Origin of the sequence: Nocardiopsis sp. ATB16-24 (genome assembly GCF_030271535.1) — a bacterium.
Lineage (GTDB): Bacteria > Actinomycetota > Actinomycetes > Streptosporangiales > Streptosporangiaceae > Nocardiopsis.
Genome location: NZ_JASCXJ010000012.1, coordinates 35,913 through 56,056, shown reverse-complemented (window position 1 = coordinate 56,056; position 20,144 = coordinate 35,913). Strand labels below are relative to the sequence as shown.

General features: G+C 68.2%; 24 protein-coding genes. 19 read left to right on the top strand and 5 right to left on the bottom strand.

The window, feature by feature from the left end:
• Positions 1 to 85: 85 nt before the first annotated feature.
• The 18 genes from rpmE (at position 86) to PFX91_RS14465 (ending at position 14,393) form a co-directional block, all read left to right on the top strand.
• Entirely contained in the window at positions 86 to 295 is a 210-nt protein-coding gene (gene rpmE, locus PFX91_RS14550) for a 50S ribosomal protein L31 (RefSeq protein ID WP_285732118.1), read from the top strand.
• A gap of 112 nt (positions 296 to 407) precedes the next feature.
• The gene (gene prfA, locus PFX91_RS14545; protein WP_285732117.1) at positions 408 to 1,475 is read left to right on the top strand and encodes a peptide chain release factor 1; all 1,068 of its coding nucleotides are present in this window, start codon (positions 408 to 410) and stop codon (positions 1,473 to 1,475) included.
• Complete coding sequence (gene prmC / locus PFX91_RS14540) at positions 1,475 to 2,338, top strand: peptide chain release factor N(5)-glutamine methyltransferase (protein ID WP_285732115.1); 864 nt, start codon at positions 1,475 to 1,477, stop codon at positions 2,336 to 2,338. Before prfA ends, prmC begins: the two co-directional genes overlap by 1 nt.
• Positions 2,339 to 2,650: 312 nt before the next feature.
• Entirely contained in the window at positions 2,651 to 3,418 is a 768-nt protein-coding gene (locus PFX91_RS14535) for an L-threonylcarbamoyladenylate synthase (protein WP_285732113.1), read from the top strand.
• Between the two features lie 12 nt (positions 3,419 to 3,430).
• Positions 3,431 to 4,594 carry an MraY family glycosyltransferase gene (locus tag PFX91_RS14530; protein WP_285732111.1) on the top strand — a complete coding sequence of 388 codons (1,164 nt, stop codon included), beginning with the start codon at positions 3,431 to 3,433 and terminating at the stop codon, positions 4,592 to 4,594.
• Positions 4,595 to 4,822: 228 nt separating this feature from the next.
• Positions 4,823 to 5,245 carry a Cg1360 family ATP-synthase-associated protein gene (locus PFX91_RS14525; RefSeq protein WP_285732109.1) on the top strand — a complete coding sequence of 141 codons (423 nt, stop codon included), beginning with the start codon at positions 4,823 to 4,825 and terminating at the stop codon, positions 5,243 to 5,245.
• 105 nt (positions 5,246 to 5,350) lie between these two features.
• Complete coding sequence (locus PFX91_RS14520; RefSeq protein WP_285732107.1) at positions 5,351 to 5,581, top strand: AtpZ/AtpI family protein; 231 nt, start codon at positions 5,351 to 5,353, stop codon at positions 5,579 to 5,581.
• 93 nt (positions 5,582 to 5,674) lie between these two features.
• Entirely contained in the window at positions 5,675 to 6,517 is an 843-nt protein-coding gene (gene atpB / locus PFX91_RS14515) for a F0F1 ATP synthase subunit A (RefSeq protein WP_285732105.1), read from the top strand.
• A gap of 119 nt (positions 6,518 to 6,636) precedes the next feature.
• Entirely contained in the window at positions 6,637 to 6,867 is a 231-nt protein-coding gene (gene atpE, locus PFX91_RS14510; RefSeq protein WP_285732103.1) for an ATP synthase F0 subunit C, read from the top strand.
• Positions 6,868 to 6,922: 55 nt separating this feature from the next.
• The gene (atpF, locus tag PFX91_RS14505; protein WP_285732312.1) at positions 6,923 to 7,465 is read left to right on the top strand and encodes a F0F1 ATP synthase subunit B; all 543 of its coding nucleotides are present in this window, start codon (positions 6,923 to 6,925) and stop codon (positions 7,463 to 7,465) included.
• On the top strand, positions 7,465 to 8,289 hold the full coding sequence (locus PFX91_RS14500; protein ID WP_285732101.1) for a F0F1 ATP synthase subunit delta: 825 nt from the start codon (positions 7,465 to 7,467) through the stop codon (positions 8,287 to 8,289). Before atpF ends, PFX91_RS14500 begins: the two co-directional genes overlap by 1 nt.
• A 65-nt stretch (positions 8,290 to 8,354) precedes the next feature.
• On the top strand, positions 8,355 to 9,995 hold the full coding sequence (gene atpA, locus PFX91_RS14495) for a F0F1 ATP synthase subunit alpha (RefSeq protein WP_285732099.1): 1,641 nt from the start codon (positions 8,355 to 8,357) through the stop codon (positions 9,993 to 9,995).
• Positions 9,996 to 9,998: 3 nt separating this feature from the next.
• Positions 9,999 to 10,919 (top strand): F0F1 ATP synthase subunit gamma, encoded by a 921-nt coding sequence (locus tag PFX91_RS14490; protein ID WP_285732097.1) that lies wholly within the window; start codon positions 9,999 to 10,001, stop codon positions 10,917 to 10,919.
• 5 nt (positions 10,920 to 10,924) lie between these two features.
• Positions 10,925 to 12,367, top strand: a complete 1,443-nt coding sequence (gene atpD / locus PFX91_RS14485; protein WP_285732096.1) for a F0F1 ATP synthase subunit beta — start codon at positions 10,925 to 10,927, stop codon at positions 12,365 to 12,367.
• An 84-nt stretch (positions 12,368 to 12,451) separates the two neighbouring features.
• On the top strand, positions 12,452 to 12,841 hold the full coding sequence (locus tag PFX91_RS14480) for a F0F1 ATP synthase subunit epsilon (RefSeq protein WP_285732093.1): 390 nt from the start codon (positions 12,452 to 12,454) through the stop codon (positions 12,839 to 12,841).
• Positions 12,842 to 12,868: 27 nt separating this feature from the next.
• Positions 12,869 to 13,345 carry a DUF2550 domain-containing protein gene (locus PFX91_RS14475; protein ID WP_285732091.1) on the top strand — a complete coding sequence of 159 codons (477 nt, stop codon included), beginning with the start codon at positions 12,869 to 12,871 and terminating at the stop codon, positions 13,343 to 13,345.
• 55 nt (positions 13,346 to 13,400) lie between these two features.
• Positions 13,401 to 13,703 carry an MTH1187 family thiamine-binding protein gene (locus tag PFX91_RS14470; protein ID WP_285732089.1) on the top strand — a complete coding sequence of 101 codons (303 nt, stop codon included), beginning with the start codon at positions 13,401 to 13,403 and terminating at the stop codon, positions 13,701 to 13,703.
• A gap of 174 nt (positions 13,704 to 13,877) precedes the next feature.
• On the top strand, positions 13,878 to 14,393 hold the full coding sequence (locus PFX91_RS14465) for a hypothetical protein (RefSeq protein WP_285732087.1): 516 nt from the start codon (positions 13,878 to 13,880) through the stop codon (positions 14,391 to 14,393).
• Positions 14,394 to 14,461: 68 nt separating this feature from the next.
• On the opposite strand, the gene PFX91_RS14460 is transcribed toward PFX91_RS14465, so the two are convergent.
• From PFX91_RS14460 to PFX91_RS14450, 3 genes are all read right to left on the bottom strand, one after another.
• A complete protein-coding gene (locus tag PFX91_RS14460; protein ID WP_285732085.1) occupies positions 14,462 to 14,908 on the bottom strand; it encodes a hypothetical protein in 447 nt (148 codons plus the stop codon).
• 186 nt (positions 14,909 to 15,094) lie between these two features.
• A complete protein-coding gene (locus PFX91_RS14455) occupies positions 15,095 to 15,691 on the bottom strand; it encodes a cob(I)yrinic acid a,c-diamide adenosyltransferase (protein ID WP_285732084.1) in 597 nt (198 codons plus the stop codon).
• A gap of 144 nt (positions 15,692 to 15,835) precedes the next feature.
• On the bottom strand, positions 15,836 to 16,513 hold the full coding sequence (locus PFX91_RS14450) for an Hsp20/alpha crystallin family protein (protein WP_285732310.1): 678 nt from the start codon (positions 16,511 to 16,513) through the stop codon (positions 15,836 to 15,838).
• A gap of 307 nt (positions 16,514 to 16,820) precedes the next feature.
• Here PFX91_RS14450 and PFX91_RS14445 point away from each other — a divergent pair, with 307 nt between their 5' ends.
• Entirely contained in the window at positions 16,821 to 17,096 is a 276-nt protein-coding gene (locus PFX91_RS14445) for a heat shock protein transcriptional repressor HspR (RefSeq protein ID WP_285732082.1), read from the top strand.
• A 428-nt stretch (positions 17,097 to 17,524) separates the two neighbouring features.
• On the opposite strand, the gene PFX91_RS14440 is transcribed toward PFX91_RS14445, so the two are convergent.
• Together PFX91_RS14440 and PFX91_RS14435 are read right to left on the bottom strand one after the other, a co-directional pair.
• Positions 17,525 to 19,078 (bottom strand): M28 family peptidase, encoded by a 1,554-nt coding sequence (locus PFX91_RS14440; RefSeq protein WP_285732309.1) that lies wholly within the window; start codon positions 19,076 to 19,078, stop codon positions 17,525 to 17,527.
• A gap of 303 nt (positions 19,079 to 19,381) precedes the next feature.
• A complete protein-coding gene (locus PFX91_RS14435; RefSeq protein WP_285732080.1) occupies positions 19,382 to 20,050 on the bottom strand; it encodes a DUF1707 SHOCT-like domain-containing protein in 669 nt (222 codons plus the stop codon).
• Positions 20,051 to 20,144: the final 94 nt, after the last annotated feature.

The window sequence follows — 20,144 nt, the reverse complement described above, 5'->3', positions numbered from 1 at the left end:
CGCATGACCCACGACGCTCACCCCGTTTCCGGGTGGTGCGGCCTGTCGTGCGTCCGGCGGTCGCGCCCCTGACGAGGAGACACACATGAAGGCCGACATTCACCCCGAATACGTCGTGACCGAGGTGACCTGCACCTGCGGTGCCCACTTCACCACCCGTAGCACGGTCGCGGAGGGCAAGATCCGTGCCGAGGTGTGCTCTGAGTGCCACCCCTTCTACACCGGCAAGCAGAAGATCCTCGACACCGGTGGTCGCGTCGCCCGCTTCGAGAAGCGCTTCGGCAAGCGCAAGTAGCGCCGCTCGCCGTTCCGCGGTACCGGCTCGCCCGGTGCCGCGGCGGGGGCAGGTCGTCCCCGCGAGGGGGAGTACGGACGAGGCGGACACGACAGGATGGGGACGGGCGAAAGTGAAGCTGGACGACCTTCTGGGGGAGTACTACGAGCTGGAACAGCAGCTCGCCGACCCCGAGGTACACGCCGACCAGGGCCGGGCACGCGCGCTGGGCAGGCGTTACGCGGAGCTCACCCCCATCATCGAGACCTACCGTGAGCTCAAAGAGGTCGAGAACGACATCGGAGCCGCGCGAGAGCTCGCCGCCGAGGACTCCTCCTTCGCCGAGGAGGCCGACCGCCTGACGAAGGAGGCGGAGGCCCTCACCGAGCGTCTGCGCGTCCTGCTCGTCCCACGCGACCCCGCCGACGACAAGAACCTCATCATGGAGGTCAAGGCGGGCGAGGGGGGCGAGGAGTCGGCGCTGTTCGCCGGGGACCTGGTCCGCATGTACCTGCGCTACGCCGAGAGGCAGGGCTGGAAGACCGAGGTCATCGACGCCACCCATTCCGACCTGGGCGGGTACAAGGACATCACGATCGCCTTCAAGAACAGGGGCGCGCCCGAACCCGGGACGGGCGTGTGGCCCATGCTCAGGTTCGAGGGCGGAGTGCACAGGGTCCAGCGGGTCCCGGTCACCGAGTCCCAGGGGCGTATCCACACCTCCGCCGCCGGGGTGCTGGTCGTCCCCGAGGCCGAGGAGATCGAGGTCGACATCCAGGAGAAGGACCTGAGGGTGGACGTCTACCGTTCCTCGGGACCTGGAGGGCAGAGCGTCAACACCACCGACTCGGCGGTGCGCATCACCCACCTGCCGACCGGCATCGTCGCCTCCTGCCAGAACGAGAAGAGCCAGCTCCAGAACAAGGAGCAGGCCCTGCGGATCCTGCGGGCCCGTCTCTACGCCGAGGCCCAGGCCAGCGCCGACGCCGAGGCCGCCGCCGAACGCAAGAGCCAGGTGCGCACGGTGGACCGCTCCGAGCGGGTCCGGACCTACAACTTCCCCGAGAACCGCATCTCCGACCACCGTGTCGGATACAAGGCCTACAACCTCGACCAGGTCCTCGACGGGGAACTCGACGGGGTCATCAAGGCCCTCATGGACGCGGACACCAAGGAAAGGCTCGAAGCGGCCCAGTCGTGATGAACCTCCTGCTCGACGAGGTCGCCCGCGCGACGCTGAGACTCGCGGAGGCGGGTGTGGCCTCACCACGCACCGACGCCGAGGAGCTCGCGGCGTTCGTGCACGGTGTCCGTCGGGGGGAGCTGCACACCGTCGCCGACGCCGACTTCGACGCCCGGTACTGGGAGTGCGTGGCCCGTCGTGAGGCTCGCGAGCCGCTCCAGCACATCACCGGTCGGGCCTACTTCCGCTACCTCGAACTCCAGGTCGGGCCCGGCGTGTTCGTGCCCCGCCCCGAGACCGAGATCATGGTCGACTGGGCGATCGAGACCCTGCGCGCCATGGACGTGGCCGATCCCCTCGTGGTCGACCTGGGGACCGGATCGGGCGCCATCGCCATCTCCATCGCCCAGGAGGTACCGCGCTCGCGGGTGCACACCGTGGAGATCGATCCCGTCGCCCTAGAGTGGGCCCGACGCAACATCGAGTCCAGTGGTCACGGCGACCGTGTCACCGCCCATCACGCCGACATGCGCACCGCCTTGCGGGAACTCGACGGCCGGGTGGACCTGCTCATCAGCAACCCGCCCTACGTGCCCACCCGCGAGGCCACGGCCATTCCGCCCGAGGTGCGCGACTATGACCCGGCCCCCGCGTTGTGGTCCGGTGAGGACGGCCTGGACATGATCCGGGAACTGGAGGCGGTGGGCCGCAGACTCCTGCGTCCCGGTGGAGCGATGGCCGTCGAGCACCACGACGGCCAGGGCATCGACATTCCCTGGCTCTTCCCCGAGGACAGGGGATGGCGCGACGTCCTCAACCGCAAGGACATGGCCCGGCGTGACCGCTTCGTGGTCATGCGCCGCGCCGACGAGGATGACTAGCCGTCGTCCGGCGGGCCCCTCGCCGACCCGAAGGTCCGGGTCCGCACGGGGCCCCGGAGGTACCGGAGACGGACTCGTGAGCGACGAGTGGACACGTCGTGGGCGCCGACGGTTCCCGTCTCCGGGGACGTCCGGGCATGGACGAGACGCGGCGAGGGGCCCGCGAGGACACGGGCGCGCCGACCGCTTCCCCCTTCGGAACCCTCCGAAGAACGACCGCCCGGGGCCGTGTGGTGAGTGCGCGCCCCATCCCCTTATCCCCGTGCGACCGTGAACGCGGTCGGACCCGTTCGAAGGACGAGGTGAACGCAGTTGAGTCGCATCTACGACTGCGCGGACGACACCGCCCGCAAGGACGGCATCGCCGACGCCGCCTCCGCGGTGCGTCGAGGCGAGCTCGTGGTGCTGCCCACGGACACCGTGTACGGCATCGGCACCGACGCCTTCAGCCCGACCGCGGTGGCCGGACTGTTGGCCGCCAAGGGACGCGGGCGCGAGATGCCCCCGCCGGTCCTGGTCGGTTCCATGCGCGCCGCCACGGCCCTCATCGACGACCTGGGCAGCCACGGTCGTGACCTCATGGAGGAGTTCTGGCCGGGGCCGCTCACCCTGGTGTGCGTCGCCACTCCCAGCCTTTCCTGGGACCTGGGCGACACCAAGGGCACCGTGGGCGTGCGTATGCCGATGGACCCGGTCGCCCTGGAACTGCTCAAGGAGGTCGGGCCGATGGCGGTCAGCAGCGCGAACAAGTCCGGCAGGCCCTCGGCGACCCGGGTCGAGGAGGCCATCGAGCAGCTGGGCGACGAGGACGTCGCCGTCTACCTGGACGGTGGTGAGGCCGAGTCACGGGTCGCCTCCACCATCGTCGACCTCACCTACGCGGTTCCGCGCGTGCTGCGCGCGGGAGCCGTCTCCATCGAGCAGCTCAGAGCCGTGTGCGGCACCGTCATCGGCGAAGCGCCCAAGGGCCGGAGCAAGGCCGCCGAGGAGGAGGGGGAGCGGGAGGAGGGTCGTGAGGACCCGCCCGGGGCGGAGGACGGTACGCCGCGACCTCCCGCCTCCGACGGGAACCAGGACTAGAGGGGCCAGGCCGTGCGGGAGTACGCACTCACCTTCGTCATCGCCGCCGCGGTGACCTATCTGCTCGTTCCGATGGTGCGCAGATTCGCCATCGCCTTCGGCGCCACCCCACCGGTACGCGACCGCGACGTGCACACCGAGCCCATCCCCCGATTGGGCGGGCTCGCCATCTACGGAGGGTTCGCCGCCGCCCTGCTCATCTCGGCCCAGCTGCCGCACCTGCAGAACGTCTTCGTCGCCGACACCTGGAGGGGGTTGCTGCTGGCGGGCGGGCTCATCACGGTCATCGGGGTCATCGACGACCGCTGGGGGATGGACGCGCTGAGCAAGCTCGCGGGACAGACCGCCGCCGCGGGCATCCTCGTCTGGCAGGGGGTGCAGCTGCTGTGGCTGCCGTTGCCCGGTACCCAGCTCTCCCTCGGCCCCTGGTTGGGCGCGATGGTCTCGATCCTCCTGATCGTGGTGACCATCAACGCGGTCAACTTCGCGGACGGGCTCGACGGGCTCGCGGCGGGCATCGTCGGTATCTCCGCCTTCGCGTTCTTCGCCTACTACTACGTGGTCGCGGTGGAGCAGGGCTTCGTCCGGCAGTCCTATCCGGCGATGATCGCGATCATCCTGGCGGGCACCTGTGTCGGTTTCCTCTTCCACAACTTCCATCCGGCCAAGGTGTTCATGGGGGACACCGGGGCGATGTTGTTGGGTCTGCTGTTGACATCGATCACCATCACGGTGACCGGCCAGTTCGACGCCAACACCGCCCGTGAGGAATTCAACTCCGGTCTGGTCGTGTTCCTGCCGATCGCGTTGCCGCTGCTGGTGATCGCCCTCCCTCTCGCCGACCTGGTGCTGGCCGTGTTGCGTCGCACACTGGCGGGCAAGTCCCCGTTCGCCCCCGACCGTGGCCATCTCCACCACCGTTTGCTGGACATGGGGCACAGCCACATGCGCGCGGTGCTGTTGATGTACCTGTGGGCGGGGATCGTGTCCTTCGCCGCGGTCGCGTTGTCGGTGTTCGACTCCCCGGCGATCGTGCTGACCGTGACCGCGCTGGTGGCCACGTGTGCGGTCGGCCTCATCGTGCTGCCGCGGTTGCGCCGGCGTGGCCTGCTCGCCAGAAGGCGTAAGGAGGGTGCGGGGGTCGGAGGAGATCACAATTCGCCATCTGATGCCTGACGGTACGGTCTCCGCGGAGGTCGGGTGGTCGAGATAAAAGCGGCACTGAACTGCGGATACACTCTTCTGTGATGAAGGTGGCGAAAGTGACATGAGAGGCGGATCCGCCTCGGAAGGGGCGCTTTGTCGCCCGTTAAGGTCACGTTCAGGAACCCTCGGATCCAGCACCGAAAACCTTGTGATAGCTTTCACGAACAGGAACCCACGACCATCAGACGGAGCTTCGCCATGCAGGAAAACGACGCCCGGATCTTCCGTGGCGCCGCGCTCCCCAGCGTGGCGTGCGGGGCTCTGGCCATGGCGGTGTCGGCACTGGCGGCCGGCCTCTCCGGCCTGATGGGCTCGGCTCTGGCGGTGCTCATCGTCCTGGGATGTTTCGGACTCGGCCAGTGGGCGGTCATCGCGGTCACACGTCGCAACAAAGACCTCTTCCTGGCCGCGAACCTTCTCGGTTTCGTCGTCAAGATGGCGGTGTTGGGCGTCATCCTTGTCACCCTCGGACGCAGTGCCTTCGTCGCGGACCTGAGCGACACGGCCTTCGTCTACAGCGCGCTGGCGGTGGTGCTGGTGTGGCTGGGAGGACAGACCTGGGCGACGTCGAGGGCGAAGATTCTTCACGTGGACCCGGCCGAAGAGTCGGGGGCCAAGTGATGGGACGCCCCGCCAGCACCCGCCAGAACGGGCGTAATACGATGCTTTCCGGCAGGTTCGCGGAAGCGTCCCGGCCAGGGCCCACATGCTATATTCCGGAGCGAGATGAGCGGCGAGCCAGCAAGGAAGACGAAGACGCGAGAACCCTCGGTGCCGCGTCAGTCCGACGGCTGGGCGCTCTTCTCCACTCTGCTCTCGGGTGTGCTCGTCTGGAGCGCCATCGGCTGGGGCGTGGACAGGCTCCTGGGATTCCAGGCGCTCTTCCTGCCGATCGGGGCGGTCTTGGGAATGGTGGGCGCGATCTATCTGATCGTCGTCAAGACACGCCAGTCCTGATCCCCGCCGTCGGTCCGGCGTCGCCGGTCGGGCGGCACCGCTCCGCAACAACCATCAACGAGGCTTTCTTGCGTCACGACGAAAGGATTCGCCGTGAGTGCTGACGCGCGCATTCTCGCGGCCGAACCTAACTGCCACCTGTTCGGTGACAACGGATGCGGGTTCACCCCGCCCTCCATCGGAATGTTCTTCCCGGAGCCGTGGTACGCCGACATCGCTGGCAGCACGGGTATCGACCTGTACCTGGTCCTGCTGCTCGTCGCAGTCGGCGCCGTCCTGCTCCTGTGGTCGTGGTTCAGCAAGAAGCTGAGCCTGGTCCCCGGCCGCAGGCAGAGCGTCGGAGAGATGCTGGTCCTCTTCATTCGGGACCAGATCACCCGTCCGACGATGGGTGCCAAGGGTGACCGTTTCATCCCGTTCCTGACGGGGGTCTTCACGCTCATCCTGGCCATGAACTTCACCGGGCTCATCCCCGGAATGCTCCCGGTCAACAGCAACCTGGCCTTCCCCGCCATGCTGGCGGGGGTCATCTACGTGATGACCCTCGTGATCGGTATCCGCAACCAGGGCGGATGGGGCTACTTCCGGAACCAGATCTTCCCGCCGGGGATGCCCAAGCCGATCTACGTGCTGGTCACGCCGATCGAGATCCTGTCGGTCTTCCTCATCCGTCCGGTCACGCACGCCCTCCGTCTCTTCGCGACCATGTTCGCGGGCAGCCTGCTGCTCGGTGTGTTCGCCTACGGCGGCTGGTACATGCTCAACCTGACGGCGGAACCGCTGCTCGCCGGTGTCTCCGTCCTGTTCTCCGGAGCGGCGCTCATCGGCTACCTGGCCTTCTTCCTCTTCGAGATCCTGATCATGCTCGTCCAGGCGTTCATCTTCACGCTGCTGGCGGGCCTGTACCTCAACGACTCGCTCGAAGCGGCCCACTAAACCCCTTCCCGTTCCCGCCGTCCTCGGACAGGGGGAGCGGAAAGTGACAGACCCGTCCACCCCGGCGAAATGACCAATCACGACGCGTAACGCCGGACGTCGAGTAAAGGGAAACATCAATGGACATCGCTGCGATCACCGGCAACATCAACACCATCGGTTACGGCATCAGCGTCATCGGCGCCGGTATTGGTGTCGGTATCGTCTTCGGTCTCGGTATGCAGGCCATCGCCCGCCAGCCCGAGGCCCGCGGTCCCCTCCAGACCAACATCTACCTGGGTTTCGCGCTGATCGAGGCCCTGGCGATCCTGGGCTTCGTGCTCGCCTTCGCCGCCCCCAGCGGTTCCTGACCGAGGTTCGCCGACGGATTCTGATGGCAACTGACGCGAAGGAGGGCTGACCATGTTGGTGGAGTTGGCAGCCGAATACAACATTCTGCGGATCGACTGGGTGAAGTTCACCTTCGGTGCGATCGCGCTCGCCGTGGTCTACCTCTTTGTGGTGCGCAAGGCGGTGCCGAGGATCATGTCAGTCCTCGACGAGCGTCACGACGCCATCGAGGGCGGGATCGAGCGCGCCAAGAGGGCCGAGGCCGAGGCCGAGGAGATCCGACAGCAGTACCGCGAGAAGCTCCAGGAGACTCAGCGCGAGTACTCCCAGGAGCTGGAGAAGGCCAAGGAGCAGCGCGCCGCGATCATCGCCGAGGCCCGCGAGGAGGCCCAGGTCGAGGCACGCCGCATCGTGGAGACCGCCAAGGCCCAGATCGAGGCGGACCGCCAGCAGGCCATGGTGCAACTGCGCAACGAGATCGGCACGCTCTCCGCGGAGCTGGCGAGCCGTATCGTCGGCGAGACCCTCAGCGACAGCGCCGCCCAGAGCCGTGTCATCGACCGGTTCCTGGACGAGCTGGAGCGGAGTGAGGACACGCAGCAAGTCGAGGTGCGCTGATGCGTGGTATCAGCCGCACATCGTTGGCCGAGGTGACCCGACGCCTGGACGAGAACGTCCTGGCGTCGGCGGGCACCGCGAGTAGTGGCGTCTCCCTCGGAGGCGAGCTGTTCGAGGTCGTCGCGCTCTTGGCCGAGGAGCACTCCCTGCGCCGGTGGCTCGCGGACCAGTCGAACCCGGCCGAGGCCAAGTCCACCCTGATCGGACAGCTGTTGGAGACCAAGGTCTCCCCGTCCGCGGTCATGGTGGCCAGCGACGTGGTCTCGGCCAGGTGGTCCGGCGCCCGCGATCTGGTGGACGCGATGGAGCGGATGGCGGTCTACGTGACCGTCGCGGGTCTCCAGAGCGCCTCGGCGCTCGACGAGCTGGAGGACGAACTGTTCCGCTTCCAGCGGATCGTCGTCGCCGAGCCCGAACTGCGCGACGCCCTCACACGTGATGGCGCGGCCCCCGAGCTGCGTCTCTCCCTCGTGGAGGACCTGCTCTCGGGCAAGGTGAACCCCGCGACGTTGACGTTGATCGGCGAGGCGGTCACCCGGCCCAGGGGACGTACCCTGGAACAGGCGCTGGACGACTACGGGCAGCTTGTCGCCGAGCGCGCCAAGCGCTACGTGGCCGTCGTCCGCAGCGCCGTCGCCCTGAACGAGAACCAGCAGTCCCGGCTCGGTGCCGCGCTCTCGCGCGCCTACGGCCGTGACATCCACCTGAACATCGAGGTCACCCCCGAGGTCGTGGGGGGCCTGTCCATCCAGGTGGGGGACGAGGTCATCGACGGGACGATCGCCGGGCGTATCGCCGAGGTCCAGCGTCGCCTGGCCGGTTGACAGAACGCAAGGCAAGCACGCACGGCGCCAGCCCGGCGCCATTTGAGAGCAAGGACAACGTAGAGATGGCGGAGCTGACGATCCGGCCGGACGAGATCCGGAACGCGCTGCAGCGCTTCGTCCAGTCGTACGAGCCTGAAGCCACCCGCGCGGAAGAGGTCGGTACCGTCACCTACTCCGGTGACGGCATCGCCCGCGTCAGTGGCCTCCCCTCGGCGATGGCGAACGAGCTGTTGAAGTTCGAGGACGGCACCCTGGGCCTGGCCCAGAACCTTGAGATCGGTGAGATCGGTGCCATCGTGCTGGGCGACTTCACCGGTATCGAGGAGGGCCAGAAGGTGCGCCGCACCGGCCAACTCCTCTCGGTGCCGGTGAGCGACGACTTCCTTGGTCGCGTGGTGGACCCCCTGGGCGCCCCCATCGACGGCAAGGGCGAGATCGAGTCGACCGAGCGTCGTGAACTGGAACTACAGGCCGCGACCGTGATGGAGCGCAAGCCCGTTCACGAGCCGCTGCAGACCGGTATCAAGGCGATCGACTCGATGACCCCGATCGGCCGTGGCCAGCGCCAGCTGGTCATCGGCGACCGGCAGACCGGTAAGACCGCGGTCTGCATCGACGCGATCATCAACCAGAAGGCCAACTGGGAGACGGGCGACCCCGAGCAGCAGGTCCGCTGCATCTACGTCGCCATCGGCCAGAAGGGCTCGACCATCGCCGGTGTGCGTCGCGCCCTGGAGGAGGCCGGCGCGATGGAGTACACCACCATCGTCGCCGCCCCGGCGTCCGACCCGGCGGGCTTCAAGTACCTGGCCCCCTACACCGGTTCGGCCCTGGGCCAGCACTGGATGTACGAGGGCAAGCACGTCCTCATCGTCTTCGACGACCTCACCAAGCAGGCCGAGGCCTACCGCGCGGTGTCGCTGCTGCTGCGCCGTCCGCCGGGCCGTGAGGCCTACCCCGGTGACGTCTTCTACCTGCACTCCCGCCTGCTGGAGCGCTGCGCCAAGCTCTCCGACGAGATGGGCAGGGGCTCGATGACCGCCCTGCCGATCATCGAGACCAAGGCGGGCGACGTCTCGGCCTACATCCCGACCAACGTCATCTCCATCACCGACGGTCAGGTCTTCCTGGAGGCGGACCTGTTCAACCAGGGTCAGCGCCCGGCGATCAACGTCGGTGTGTCGGTCTCCCGTGTCGGTGGCGCCGCGCAGACCAAGGCCATGAAGAAGGTCTCCGGTACCCTGCGTCTCGGGCTGGCCCAGTACCGCGAGCTGGAGGCGTTCTCCGCCTTCGGTTCGGACCTGGACGCCGTGTCCAAGCAGCAGCTGGAGCGCGGTGCCCGCCTGATGGAGCTCCTCAAGCAGGGCCAGTACTCGCCCTTCTCCATGGAGAAGCAGGTCGTGTCGATCTGGGCCGGTACCACCGGTCGTGTCGACGACGTCCCGGTCGAGGACGTGCGCCGCTTCGAGGAGGACTTCCTGGACTACCTCGACCGGGAGCACTCCGGTCTCCTCGCCGGCATCCGTGAGAGCGGTAAGTTCGAGGACGAGACCGAGCAGGCCCTCGACGCCGCCCTGGAGAAGTTCAAGCAGGGCTTCCAGACCTCCAGCGGCACCCTCCTGGGCACCGAGGCCGAGGCCGAGGCGCTCGACGAGGAGAAGGTCGGCCAGGAGACCATCAAGGTCGCCAAGGGCGGGAAGTAACCCATGGGTGCACAGCTTCGCGTCTATCGCCGGAGGATCCGCTCGACCAAGTCGATGGCGAAGATCACCCGTGCGATGGAGCTCATCGCCACGACGCGCATCACCAAGGCGCAGCGTGCGGCGGAGGCTGCTGGGCCCTACGCGCGGGAGATCACCCGGGCGGTCTCCGCCCTGGCCAGCCGGGTGAGCGATCACCCCCTGCTGACCGAGGCCGAGAACCCCACCCGTGCGGCCGTCCTGGTCATCACCAGCGACAAGGGCCTGGCGGGTGCCTTCTCGTCCAACGTGCTCAAGGAGGCGGACTCCCTCACCCAGCTCCTGAAGGAGCAGGGCAAGGAGGTCCTCACCTACATGGTGGGCCGGAAGGGCGTGGGTTTCTACAAGTTCCGCGACCGTCCGCTGGAGGCGCAGTGGGAGGGCATCACCGAACGCCCCACCTACGCGCACGCCCAGGAGATCGGCTCCGCCCTCATGGAGAAGTTCATCACGGACACCGAGGAGGGCGGGGTCGACGAGATCCACGTGATCTCCACGGAGTTCGTCTCCATGCTGACCCAGCGCGCCCAGGCCGTACGCGCCCTGCCGCTGGAGGTCGAAGAGGTCGAGAGTTCCGAGCTGGAGGCCGTGCACGGCAGTGAACCCCTGCCGCTGTACGAGTTCGAGCCCTCGGCCGAAGAGGTCCTGGACCAGCTGCTGCCGCAGTACGTCACCAACAGGATCTACTTCGCGCTCCTGGAGTCCGCGGCCTCCCAGCAGGCGTCCCGTCGTGCCGCCATGAAGGCCGCCACCGACAACGCCGAGGAGCTCGCAAAGAACCTGACCCGTCTGGCCAACCAGGCGCGTCAGGCCGAGATCACCAACGAGATCAGTGAGATTGTCGGCGGTGCCGACGCGCTCGCTGCTGCCAGCGCGGGAAGTGAGTAACAGAAGTGACTGCGACTGTTGAAGGGACGGCTGGGGCCGGCACCGCCACCGGCCGTATCTCCCGGGTCACCGGCCCGGTCGTCGACGTGGAGTTCCCCGTCGGCTCCCTGCCTGCCATCTACAACGCTCTGCACACCGACGTGACCATCGGTGGCGAGACCAAGACCATCACCCTGGAGGTCGCCCAGCACCTGGGCGACAACCTGGTGCGCTCCATCTCCCTGGCCCCGCAGGACGGCCTCGTCCGTGGCGCCGAGGTGCGCGACACCGGCGCTCCCATCAGCGTGCCCGTCGGTGACGTCGTCAAGGGTCACGTCTTCAACACCCTGGGCGAGTCCCTGGACGTGAAGACCTCGGAGCTGAACGTCACCGAGCGCTGGCCGATCCACCGCAAGGCCCCGGCCTTCGACCAGCTCGAGTCCAAGACCGAGATGATGGTCACGGGCATCAAGGTCATCGACCTGCTCACCCCGTACGTACGTGGTGGAAAGATCGGTCTGTTCGGTGGCGCCGGTGTCGGCAAGACCGTGCTGATCCAGGAGATGATCACCCGTATCGCCCGTAACTTCGGTGGTGTGTCCGTGTTCGCCGGTGTCGGCGAGCGTACCCGTGAGGGTACGGACCTCTTCCTGGAGATGGACGAGATGGAGGTCCTCCAGGACACCGCTCTCGTCTTCGGTCAGATGGACGAGCCCCCGGGCACCCGTCTGCGCGTGGCCCTGTCCGCTCTGACGATGGCGGAGTACTTCCGTGACGTCCAGAAGCAGGACGTGCTGCTGTTCATCGACAACATCTTCCGTTTCACCCAGGCGGGTTCGGAGGTCTCCACGCTGCTGGGCCGTATGCCCTCGGCCGTGGGGTACCAGCCCAACCTGGCGGACGAGATGGGTCAGCTCCAGGAGCGGATCACCTCGACCCGTGGTCACTCGATCACCTCGATGCAGGCGATCTACGTGCCCGCGGACGACTACACCGACCCCGCTCCGGCCACCACCTTCGCCCACCTGGACGCGACGACCGAGCTCTCCCGCCCGATCTCGCAGAAGGGCATCTACCCGGCGGTGGACCCGCTGACCTCCACCTCCCGCATCCTCGACCCGCAGTACGTGGGTGAGGAGCACTACCAGGTGGCCCAGCGGGTCAAGGAGATCTTGCAGCGCAACAACGACCTGCAAGACCAGATCGCGATCCTCGGTATGGACGAGCTGTCCGAGGAGGACAAGATCATCGTCAACCGGGCCCGTCGGATCGAGCGCTTCCTGTCGCAGAACATGTTCGTGGCCGAGAAGTTCACCGGCACCCCGGGCGTGTTCGTGCCCCTGGAGGAGACCATCGCCTCCTTCAAGGGCCTGTGCGACGGTGAGTACGACCACCTGCCCGAGCAGGCATTCCTCGACGTCGGCAACATCGACATGGCCGTCGAGAAGGCCAAGAAGTTGCAGGGCTAGTTCTTGTTGCGCCGGTCCGGCCCCCGACGACGAGCCGGGGGCCGGACCGGCCGAACCCACCTGCTAGCCGAGGAGTTTGTGGCAGTGTCGAAGAAGCTTTTGGTCGAGATCGTCTCGCCCGAACGTCAGGTTTGGGCCGGCGAGGGCGACATGGTCATCGCGAAGACCGTCGAGGGCGAGATCGGTGTCCAGCCCGGGCACGTCCCGGTGCTCTCACTGTTGGCCCACGACGCGGTCGTTCGCGTGCTGGGCGCGCGGGAGACCGGTGAGGTCCGGGTCGCCGCGCACAGCGGGTTCGTCTCCGTCTCGGGTGAGGGGCGTGTTTCCATCCTCGCCGAGATCGCCGAACTCGCCGAGGACATCGACGTGGACCGTGCGCGCACGGCGTTGAAGAAGGCGGCCGACTCCGGTGACACCCTCGCCCTGGGCCGCGCGCGAAGCCGCCTGCGCGCGGCGGGCGAGGAAGTCGCCTAGCGTACGGGGACGGCGGGACGGTTGGGGATGGAACGGCTGCTGCCGGAATGGTCGGGGTCCGCTCAATGGGTGCTCTACGCCCTGCTCCTCGTCCTCGTGCTGCTGGTCCTCGCGGGTGCCCTACGCCGTTGGATACTGGTACGCCGTGGCGGCGCGGTGGAGTGTTACCTGCGCGCCGTCGGTGCGCGGGGACGGCGGGGCTCCTGGCGTATCGGTTTCGGCCGGTACGGTACGGAGAACCTCGGCTGGTTCCCGATCTTCTCGCTCCGACCGCGGCCGACAGCGAAGCTGTCGCGCCGCGGTCTCGTCGTTGTGGGGAGGCGTGCTCCGCAGCAGGGGGAGGACCTTCCCGCCGACCTCACCGTGCTCCGGATCGGCTGGGCCGACGAGGCCGGCGCCGATCCCCACGAACCCTCCTACGAGATCGCCATGAACGAGGGGACCCTCACCGGTTTCCTGTCGTGGCTGGAGTCGATGCCTCCGGGGACCCGCTGGCAGGCCTGAATCCCGGGCGCGTCGATGGTTCCCCCGGGCGGGACCCTGTGCTTAGCATGGCCGCATGAGTACGACTGTTGCGTTCTCCGTGGCCCCTCTCGGTACCGGCGAGTCGGTCGCCCCCTCCGTCGCCCGCGCGGTGAAGGTGGTCCGGGAGAGTGGCCTGCCCAACGAGACCTCCGCCATGTTCACCACGGTCGAGGGTGAGTGGGAGGAGGTCATGGACGTGGTCAAGCGTGCCGTGGCCGCCGCGGGAGAAGGGGCCTCCCGCGTGAGCTTCACCATCAAGGGCGACATCCGCGAAGGCGTCACCGACGCCCTGCACGAGAAGGTCGAGGCGGTCGAGCGCGAACTCGGCAACCTCTGAGCCCGTATGGAACGTCGCTCTGGTGACGGGTGACGTCCCGCCTCCCGGCCTCCTGTGCGCGGTCCCCTCCCGGGCGGCCGTGGACACGGGGCCGGGGCGGGCGCGCGTCCTTGAGGCCGATGTTCACCGAACATCCCTTCCGCGGGGCCCCCGGACACGGCAGGATGCGGTCTCATGTTCCCTTCCCGACTTTCCGGGTTCCTCGTTCTCGTGCTCTGTACGCCCCTGATGGTCGCGTGCCTGCCTTCAGGCGGTCACGTGGGCGCGGTGGCCACGGGGCACTTCAGCGCCCGGCACAAGTTCCCCACCCTGATCGTGGCCTGGTGCGGTGACGCCGGCCCCCGACAGATCGACCTGGTCAGCGAGGACCTGCGCAGACATCTGATCGCGACCCGTGAGTTCGAGGGCACCCGTATGGAGGTCGATCTGTCCGCCCCCGGCGAGGACTGGCGGATCACCGACGAGGAGGGGGCGCAGGTCTACAGGCTGGTTCCGGAGTCCTCGGAGAAGGAGTACTTCGTCGGAATCGGCTCTGAGGCCGCGGCTCCGGGGGAGGAGACCGAGCACGACATCGGGACCCTCGTGTTCACCACCGAGGCGCTGGCCGGCGAGGAGGGCGTGTACGCCGACGCCGGAGAGGCCTCGCAGGCGGAGTTCCTTCCGCAGGAGGATTTTCCGCCGGAGTGCTGAGGACGTGTACACGGTGGCGCGCCCGGCCCGTGGGAGGGGTGACGGGCCGGGCGCGGTCTTGGAGGGCTTCAGCCCGTGCGGGAGTGGGTCCGTTCCACCGGAGGCGCGGTGGAGAAGAACTCCTTGGCGCTGGTGGAGTTGGCCAGTCCGGCCACGATCAGGGCGATGCCGGCCATGACGATCTCGGGGATCCCGCTGACCGGCGTGGTCAACAGTGCCAGGATCACGACGGCGTAGGCGGTGTTGACCGTTGTCACGGCCTTCCTCGTGCCGGGACGGTTCCGGTGGACCATGACGGCCAGGACGACCGCGGCCGTGCCGTACGCCAGTCCGATACCGGCGGCGGTGAGCACGGCCCAGGTGGGAACCGAGGCGCTCTCGGCGACCGCGTCGACGGTCTCCATCGCCGCGGCCCCGGTGAGAGCCGCCAGGCTGCCGATGAGCTGGTAGACCGCCACCAGGATCAACAGGATGAGGACCGTGGAGACGGCCCCCGGTCGGGTTCGGGTGGTCATGCGCGCTCCTTGGTGAAGGTGTAAAGAACCCATAACCATGGCTTTGCGCGCGACACATGATTTCCGGAACATTCTGCGTTCGCGCAGGTGGCGAAGGTGTGGTGGAACGGCGTTCCCGGCGCCGAGGCGTGACGCGCGAAAGAGGCCCCTCCTCACGGAAGCGGGACCTCTTCCGTCCGTGGTGGACTAGCGTTCCCCGCCCGGTTTCCACAGGACCTCGTCACCCTCCCCGGCCACGTACCGGCCGAGGATGAACAGAAGGTCGGAGAGCCGGTTGAGGTACTGGGCGGTGAGGGGGTTGACCGTGTCCCCGTGTTCCTCGATGGCCGCCCACACGCTGCGCTCGGCCCTTCTGACCACGATCCGCGCCGTGTGCATCAGGGCCACCGTGGGGGACCCGCCGGGCAGGATGAAGCTGCGCAGGGTGGGAAGGTCGGCGTTGTAGGTGTCGCAGGCCTCCTCCAACCGGGTGACGTACTCGGGCAGGACCCGCAGGGGCGGATACTCCGGGTCGGGAACGATCGGCGTGGACAGGTCGGCGCCCAGGTCGAACAGTTCGTTCTGGACGCGGGTGAGCAGGGCGCGGACGTCCTCGGGCAAGGTGCCCAGCGCCAAGACCACGCCGATGGCCGCGTTCGCCTCCTCGGCGTCGGCGTAGCCGATCAGGCGTGTGTCGTTCTTGCTGGTCCGACTCATGTCGCCGAGCGCCGTGGTGCCGGCGTCTCCGGTACGCGTATAGATCTTCGACAGCACGACCGGCTTGTCGATGTCCCGTTTGGTCATGTCGACACCCTAGAGGAGTCCTTCCGGGCGGCGGGGACGCAGGAGGCATGTGGTGAGCACGGTCGGAAGGGGCCCGAGCATGATGACGGCCGCCGCCCCCAGAGGCGGCGGCCGTGTTCCACGTGAGGGCCGGGCGGGCCCGACTCAGGCGGGGACGGTCAGAAGGGAGCGCAGTTGCTCGGCCAGCGGCTCGTCCAGGCTCTGGGGCAGGCCCTGGTGACGGGGGTCCCGGCAGGCCCGGCGGAAGGCGTCGGGGTCTCCCGTGAGGTCGGTGGTGGCACGCCTGAGTTCGTCCAGCGCGCCCTTGAGGCGGTCGGGCGTACCTTCCCACGCGCTCTCGTAGGCCCGGAGTGCGTGGAAGAAGCGGACACAGGCCAGATGCGCCGATTCCTGGGTGCTCTGGCGTTGGATGTGCTCGGCCACCGCGCGGGTCCTGCGCAGGAGGCAAGGCATGTGATCACCGTTCTCTGATCGATGGGACACGAGCTCTCGCTCCGAGGGACGCGTTCCGGCCGGCGGCCGGAACGTCAGGGGTTCGGGCACCGAAGAGGTTCGGGCATCGATGCCGTGAGGTCGGTCGTCGCCCTGGCCGATACCGATCTCGCGCGGCCCGGCCTGCTCGGTGATGGGGACGCACAGGGTCGGGACGCCGTCGGTGCGGTCGGCCCGGATGGCTTCGGTCCGCGGCGTCTCTCCCGGGAGCGGTTGTCGGGAGGCGGTGCCGGAGGGTCTTTCGGTGGCCACCACCGAGTCACGACCGCGCGTGGTGTCGGGGCGCTCGGCGGTCACGGTGAGGACGTTGCGCTCGTCCTCGACGTCGATGGAGTCGACGTTCGCTCCCGGCAGGTCGAAGCGGACGACGAAGACGTCCCCGTCCCGATAGGCGTCGACCGGCCATCCCGGTCGGCTCGACCGCCTCTCCCAGGCTCCGCAGGGTGAGGTGATCGATGTCGTGGAAGGGGTCCGTGCGCATCAGCATCATGAAACCTCCCTGTCATCGGTCACAAAAACTGATGCGAGGCGACGCAAGTTTTATGCCCCGATCTGAAGGAGATAAACCTCAGTGCAGGTCCAAGGGCCCGGCCTGCGCGGGCACGGGCGCGGCGCACGGCGGGAAAGGACGCGGTCGATGGCAGTACCTTCCAGGGATTCCGCCCGGGGCCTGTACACGATCTCCGTGGCGGCGGAGCTCGCGGGAATGACGCCGCAGACCCTGCGCTCCTACGAGGGGCGCGGGCTGGTCGCTCCGGCGCGCACCAGTGGCGGCACGCGGTTGTACAGCGACGACGACATCGCACGCCTGCGCAGGGTGGCCCGGCTCGTCGAGGAGGGGGTCAACCTCGCCGGGGTCGGCAGGATCCTGGACCTGGAGGACGAGAACGCCCGGCTGCGGGGGGACTCCTGAGCGCGGCGTGGTGGCGCCTTCCGTGCTCCTCCCGGTGCCCGTCCTCGGGGCCGTACGCCCCTTCCCGTCCTTTCGTGCATCTGGTGAGGGTCGAGCGGTTTCCGGGGCCTCGGGAGCGCCCGTCGCGCCGGTGGGCCGCGTCCACGGGCGCGTCCGACGAAGGGTGCGCGCCATGGCTTCGGCGCCGCCGTCACGCGTTCGGTACGGAAGTGGCGCACATCACTGATACATTAAGGAGCGATGGGGCTACGCAAAGTAGTTCCCGGCGGTGTTCATGAGTGCCGCCCGGAGGTGAGGGGACCATCGGGCGGTCACAGAGGGGGAGACACCGAAGAGGCGGGTGGCGTGGAATCGGGGGATTCACGCCACCCGCCCCCGTTCAGGACGTGCGGCCACCCTCCCGAGGAGGGTGCGCGAGATGGTGCGGACTACATGCGCCAGGCGTCCCCGACCTGCGGGAACTCGGACTCGACGGCGCGCAGCACACCGTTGACCGGCAGGGTGCTGTTCGACAGGAACTCCACGCCGTGCGCACCGGCGGCCGACAGCTCGGCCACCGAGTCCCAGTTGACATTCTCCATGGTGTCGTCCGGGGTGTGGTAGTACGGGTCGAACTGCTCACCCGCGGTACCGCCGTACCACTCCACCTGCTCCTCGGTCTTGACGCCGTCGGCGCCGCTGAACAGGCCGCCGGAGGGGATGCCCGCCACCATGAAGGCCTGGTAGTCGCTGCGTCCGCTCAGCACGCCGGGTTCGCTGACCTGTCCCTGGGACTCGAAGTAGTCCTCGAAGACCTTCGCGATCGCTCCGGAACCGGAGGGGGCGCCACCGGACCCGGGAAGCTCCATCCGGCCGTCGAGGACGAACCGGCCGTAGTTGTGGGAGCCGATCATGTCGAAGTTGAGGTACAGGGCGATGTCGTCGATCTCTTCGGGGGTCAGGTCCGCCACGTAGCGGTCGGAACCGATGAGCCCCTCCTCCTCGGTGCCCCAGAAGGCGAAACGGACCTTGTTCTTGGGGGCGTCCTGCTTCGCCAGCTGGATGGCGGTCTCCAGGACGAACGCCGTGCCGCTGCCGTTGTCGTTGATGCCGTGCCCCTCCTCGACGCTGTCGAGGTGCCCGCCCACCACGACGACGTTGTCGTCACGGCCGCCCGGGGTCTCCGCCAGGACGCTGTAGGAGGACTCGGTGGTGACCTGGGCGTCGACGCCGACCCGCAGTTCCAGGCCCTCGGTGGCCAGCAGGTCGGCGCCCGCCGTACCCGAGACGCCCAGGGCGGGGATGTCGGAGAGCTCGCTCACGGTGCCGAGGAAGACCTCGTCCTGGTTGTTGACCACCAGAGCGGCGGAGGCCCCGGCGTCGGCGGCGTTCTGGACCTTCTCACTGAAGGGGCAGGTGCCGCGCATGGTGATCGCGACGGCGCCCTCGGGGAAGTCGGCGAAGTCGTCGGCCGAGCACCCGCTCTCCGCGCTACCGGTGTTGACGGCCACGGCGGGGGCGGTCACGTCACCCGAGCCGGAGTAGCTCATGGTCACGTAGTCGGTGCCGTGCTCGTAGGCGACGTCCCCCGGGGCGGTCTGGGTCAGTACCGCGGTGGACTGCTCACGCCACAACTCGTACTCGTACTCGTGCCGGTAGGGCTCGTAGCCGGCACGCTCGAGCTGGTCCTCGACGTACAGGGCGGCCACGTCGTAGCCAGGGGTGCTCGTGGCCCGGTTGCCGCCGTTGTACTCGGCGATGATGTCGAGGTTCTCCAGGTGGGCCCGAATGGCCTCGGTGGTGACCCTCTCCGACAGCGGCAGGTCGTCACCGGGCCTTCCCGGCCTCTCGGGCTTACCCGGCCTCACCGGCTTGCCGGGTTTGCCGGCGTGCTGGGGCGGTCCCGCGTGGTCGGGGGCGCCGGCGTGCTCCGGCGGCCCGGCGTGCCCGGGCGGGCCGGGTTCGGCGTGGGCCGGGGAGGCGGCCAGGGTGCCGAGAGCCATCAGGACGGCCGCGGCGCCGGCGGTGACGGCACTACGCCGGAAGGAGGCCGTCCGGCGTGGTGAGGGGCCTTCGTGCGTGGGGTGCAACGATCTTCCTCCGTGGTGCGGGGTCCATCGTTCCGTGTTGCTGGGGGATGGACACCTTGGGTAGGCGAAGAAGTACCGATGCAGCCTGACATCAGAAGAGTTCCACGGCAAGGACCGATCGCAACAATTGCCACAATCAGCCACAAGGCTTACATGCGGGGTGCCACTGTGGTTCTCTGGAGGGCTCAGGGCGGACAGAACGTCTTGTGTCCGGCCCTACTCCTCGTCCTCGTCCTGGTGCTTGCGGGACCGATACTCGACGCCCACCCCGCCCATGACGGCGATACCGCGGATGTGCACGATCGGCGCGTCCGGATCCACCACGCTGGGGGTGTGGTTCGAGATGCCGAAACCACCCATCAGGGGAAGCCCGTGCACCCGTACCTGGACGTCGTCGGGCACGATGACGGCGACGCCGCCCATGAGGCTGTAGGTCCAGATGGTGGTCTCGCGTTCGGTGAACCGGGCCTCGCGCAGATCCAGGTTGACACCGCCCATCACCGCGACCGCGGTGAAGCTGCGGGGCATGATCCAGCTCCCCGAGCGATCGGCGCCGCCCATGAGGGCGATCGCGGCCTGGCTCGTGGGCCGCTGCCCGCTGACGACACGGCCACCGCCGTAGACCGGGCGGGGCGAACGGAAGTCGGTGGGGGCGGGTGAGGAGCCCGAGCCGCTGGGCTCGGGGAGGTCCTCGGTGAGGGGGACGAGCTCGCCGAGGGTCTTGGCCCGGTAGACGGCGTCCAGCCGCTCGCTGTGCTCGTCCGGGTCCAGCCGGCCCTCGGCCAGGGCCTCCCGCAGTCGGTGCGCGACGGAGTCACGGTCGGCGTCGGAAGCGCGCATTCGACCGTGCTCGGGGGGTGTGATCTCACTCATTCGTTCCACCATACGCCGATCCTTCCAAGGAAGCCCGTCCACCGCATCCGGGAAGGTCCCTGAGAGGGCCCTGACTTCCGGCGGGGCGTTCGGACACCCGCCGAGT

What these genes read in the sequence shown, in the direction of transcription:
- rpmE (WP_285732118.1), top strand. Translation starts at nt 86, where the DNA reads ATGAAGGCCGACATTCACCCCGAATACGTCGTGACCGAGGTGACCTGC.
- prmC (WP_285732115.1), top strand. Translation starts at nt 1,475, where the DNA reads ATGAACCTCCTGCTCGACGAGGTCGCCCGCGCGACGCTGAGACTCGCG.
- PFX91_RS14525 (WP_285732109.1), top strand. Translation starts at nt 4,823, where the DNA reads ATGCAGGAAAACGACGCCCGGATCTTCCGTGGCGCCGCGCTCCCCAGC.
- PFX91_RS14520 (WP_285732107.1), top strand. Translation starts at nt 5,351, where the DNA reads ATGAGCGGCGAGCCAGCAAGGAAGACGAAGACGCGAGAACCCTCGGTG.
- atpE (WP_285732103.1), top strand. Translation starts at nt 6,637, where the DNA reads ATGGACATCGCTGCGATCACCGGCAACATCAACACCATCGGTTACGGC.
- PFX91_RS14500 (WP_285732101.1), top strand. Translation starts at nt 7,465, where the DNA reads ATGCGTGGTATCAGCCGCACATCGTTGGCCGAGGTGACCCGACGCCTG.
- atpA (WP_285732099.1), top strand. Translation starts at nt 8,355, where the DNA reads ATGGCGGAGCTGACGATCCGGCCGGACGAGATCCGGAACGCGCTGCAG.
- PFX91_RS14490 (WP_285732097.1), top strand. Translation starts at nt 9,999, where the DNA reads ATGGGTGCACAGCTTCGCGTCTATCGCCGGAGGATCCGCTCGACCAAG.
- PFX91_RS14475 (WP_285732091.1), top strand. Translation starts at nt 12,869, where the DNA reads ATGGAACGGCTGCTGCCGGAATGGTCGGGGTCCGCTCAATGGGTGCTC.
- PFX91_RS14470 (WP_285732089.1), top strand. Translation starts at nt 13,401, where the DNA reads ATGAGTACGACTGTTGCGTTCTCCGTGGCCCCTCTCGGTACCGGCGAG.
- PFX91_RS14465 (WP_285732087.1), top strand. Translation starts at nt 13,878, where the DNA reads ATGTTCCCTTCCCGACTTTCCGGGTTCCTCGTTCTCGTGCTCTGTACG.
- PFX91_RS14460 (WP_285732085.1), bottom strand. Translation starts at nt 14,908, where the DNA reads ATGACCACCCGAACCCGACCGGGGGCCGTCTCCACGGTCCTCATCCTG.
- PFX91_RS14455 (WP_285732084.1), bottom strand. Translation starts at nt 15,691, where the DNA reads ATGACCAAACGGGACATCGACAAGCCGGTCGTGCTGTCGAAGATCTAT.
- PFX91_RS14445 (WP_285732082.1), top strand. Translation starts at nt 16,821, where the DNA reads ATGGCAGTACCTTCCAGGGATTCCGCCCGGGGCCTGTACACGATCTCC.
- PFX91_RS14440 (WP_285732309.1), bottom strand. Translation starts at nt 19,078, where the DNA reads ATGGCTCTCGGCACCCTGGCCGCCTCCCCGGCCCACGCCGAACCCGGC.
- PFX91_RS14435 (WP_285732080.1), bottom strand. Translation starts at nt 20,050, where the DNA reads ATGGTGGAACGAATGAGTGAGATCACACCCCCCGAGCACGGTCGAATG.